The organism is Pontibacter rugosus, from assembly GCF_042678745.1.
GTDB lineage: Bacteria > Bacteroidota > Bacteroidia > Cytophagales > Hymenobacteraceae > Pontibacter > Pontibacter rugosus.
In genome coordinates this window covers 1-2,966 of the sequence record NZ_JBHTLD010000348.1, presented here as the reverse complement: position 1 = coordinate 2,966, position 2,966 = coordinate 1, and the positions used below count along the sequence as shown (strand labels likewise).

The following is a 2,966-nucleotide window of genomic DNA, read 5'->3' as shown; positions in this document are numbered from 1 at the left end:
CCTTGGTTGAATAAGGTGCTTTTTGTTTATTCCTGCATCCACTACTTTTTACTATTTATACATGTTGAAAACAGCTTCTACCCTTAAGCTTGTTATTTTATTTTTGCTAATAACCTGCCTGGCTGCCTGTAACGAAGATACCATTGAACCGAATGGAGAGGGTATATTAAGTGGTCAGGTTTTAGATGCAGATAGCGGTAAACCCTTGGCTGCCGTTAGTATAGCCACTACACCTGCCACAACGGCAATTATTACAGACGCTGAAGGCAGATTCAGGATTTCTGATATCACCGGAGGAGATTACTCGATTACGGCAAAAAAGTCAGGCTATAAAACAGAGTCGGTTTCTGTAGCTGTTAAAGATGATAAAGAAACAGCTGTTATTGTACAACTGTCAACTTCTACTGAAGGTAATGGCGCACCCGGAATTCCCTCTGAGCCTTCTCCTGCCAATAATACCTCTGGGCTTTCCAATAGCGTTACGCTGAAATGGAAAGGCCCTGCCTCAAAAGACACCCTTACGTATGATGTTTACTTGTACGAATCAGGAGGTAATCAAAAAAAAAAGATAGCTGAATCTGTAAAAGACACCAGTGTTGTAGCTGATAACCTGATGCACGGCACTACTTATTTTTGGCAGGTAGTAGCAAAGAATAAAGGAGATGCAACTACAAATGGCCCTATTTGGAGCTTCTCTACAAATGCACTCCCTAACGCCAGGTATTTATTTGCCCGCTCAGTAGATGGCAACTATGATATCTATAGTTCTGACGGCACCACTCAAAACACCTTTCGCTTAACAACTGGTTTTAGCCGTGACTGGTGGCCGTTGCTTAATCCTAAACGTGATATCATAGCGTATTCATCGGACGAGTTAACGCAGCCACATATTTATACCATGAATAGGGATGGCTCCAATAAGTTTAAAGTTACCACGGTGCCTATCGCCGGATATCATAACACGAACGGTAGAGGCTTTGCCTGGTCTCCGGATGGAGGAAGGCTGATTTACGCTAATTATGGTACCCTTTATAGCATCAGGCGAGATGGAGCAGATTTAACAACCATTGCTACAGCTCCTGCAAACCGTAATTTCCTGTCGCTTGACTGGACCGAAAATGGAAATAAAATCTTAGCACTGACAATAGGCGAAAACATCAATCATTCTGAAATTTATATTATGAATGCTGATGGTACAAACCAGACGCTACTTGTGGAGAACCTCCCTGGTCGTATCGAAAGCCCAGTCTTCTCTATTGACGGCAGGAGCATACTCTATACCCGAGATATTTCAGGATTTGAGAATGCAGTAGGCCGTCAATTAGATGCGCGTATCTTCAGAAAGAACATAGATGGTACAGCTCTTGTTGATTTATCTGCCAACAAGCCTGCCGGCACCAACGATCTGTACCCGCGCTACTCTCCTACAGGCGATAAAATAATTTTCGTGAATGTTGCTAATGACGGAATGGGTACAGCGGATATTTATATGATGGATGCTGCTGACGGAAAAAACCGCGTTAAAATTTTCTCTAACGCTATTATGCCAGATTGGAAGTAGTAACCTCCTATACATTACTACAAAAAAGCCGTGCTATATCCACGGCTTTTTTTATGCTTTTAATTTTGATTTGGCAGCATTATCCCACCTGCTTTAGGTGCCTTACCACCCAAACAGAAGCAAGCGTAATACAACAGGAAATGACTCCTACCCAGTTATAATAGAGGAGTTGCCCAGATGCTGCTTCCTGCACAATAAAGCCTGCTGCAAAAGAAGCCAGACCAGCACTTAATTGCTGTACCGAAGAGTTGATGCTCATGAAGCTGCCACGCAGTTTAGGCTCAACGCTTGAAGTGATAAGTGACATGGCAGGAACAAACCGAGCTCCAAAGAAGATAAAAAAGAAAGTAGTAATAGCCAATGCTGTTGGATGAGAGACAGGAGGTAAATTTGTGATTGTTAAAATTGGCAGCATAGAGATGAGCGCTGCAAAAGCATAGACACGTTGCTTGCCATACTTGTCAGCCAGTTTACCAACCCATTGCGACGTAAAAGCCGTGGCTAAACCACCAAAGAGGTAAATATAACTTAAGTCTGTTTCTGTGAAATTAACATTTGCCACCATGTAAGGGCTTATGAACGGCACAACAAAGAAACCGGCCATCGTCATGGTAGACATAAGAGCTAAGGCCCATTGAAGGTTTTGCTGCTTCACGACGGCACCCAGCACAGCAAACGGCTTATGGTTTACTGCGTTTGAAAGATGTCCTCTCATACTTGGTAAGCCTTTGAAAGCTAAAATCAATACCAGCACACTTATAGCAGCTAAAACGTAAAACGGGGTATGCCAGCTTGACTCACTGGCCAGGTATAGTCCGATGGGTATGCCTACGATAGAGGCCAAAGAAAAGGCCGCCATTACTTTGCCAGTTGCTGCCCCACGCCTCTGCTCTGGAATGGCATCGCCAATAACAGCTAAAATCAGCGCACCAAGTACGCCTCCGAAGCCACCTGCCACCACTCTGGCAGAAAGCAGTAAACCAAAGGTAGGGGCAAGTGCACAGGCCAGGGTGCCTATGGCAAAACCAAAGTATAAAACCAGCATGGCGTTTTTCCGATCGAACCGGTCAATAAAAAGGGCGCTGAAGAAGCCTGCTATAGCCGCACTGAATGTATAGGCAGAAACCAGAAGACCAAACTCTTTAGGGCTGATGGCAAATACACGCATAAGTTGGGGGCCCAGCGGCATCATAATCACAAAGTCTACCATATGCGTAAACTGAATGGCAGCAAGTATAAATATCAGCAGTCCTTCTCTTATTTCCTGTTTAGGCACCAGGTTGTCAGGAGATTTTTGAAGCATAAAGTCTTTAGTGAGTAAAAAGTAAATTGCGTGTATTCATTTTTAGATGGAGCTCTAATTATGGTGATAAAAGACTACTAAACCATATTTTAGATGTAATTG

2 protein-coding genes are annotated in these 2,966 nt (G+C 43.5%); one reads left to right on the top strand and one right to left on the bottom strand.

Going from position 1 to position 2,966, the window contains the following annotated elements; translation table 11 throughout:
- The first annotated feature begins 61 nt into the window (after nt 1-61).
- On the top strand, nt 62-1,561 hold the full coding sequence (locus tag ACFQ2O_RS20960) for a carboxypeptidase-like regulatory domain-containing protein (protein ID WP_377532722.1): 1,500 nt from the start codon (nt 62-64) through the stop codon (nt 1,559-1,561).
- Nucleotides 1,562-1,640: 79 nt separating this feature from the next.
- Here the strand turns inward: ACFQ2O_RS20960 and ACFQ2O_RS20955 are convergent, their stop codons facing one another.
- Nucleotides 1,641-2,864 (bottom strand): MFS transporter, encoded by a 1,224-nt coding sequence (locus tag ACFQ2O_RS20955; RefSeq protein WP_377532720.1) that lies wholly within the window; start codon nt 2,862-2,864, stop codon nt 1,641-1,643.
- Nucleotides 2,865-2,966: the final 102 nt, after the last annotated feature.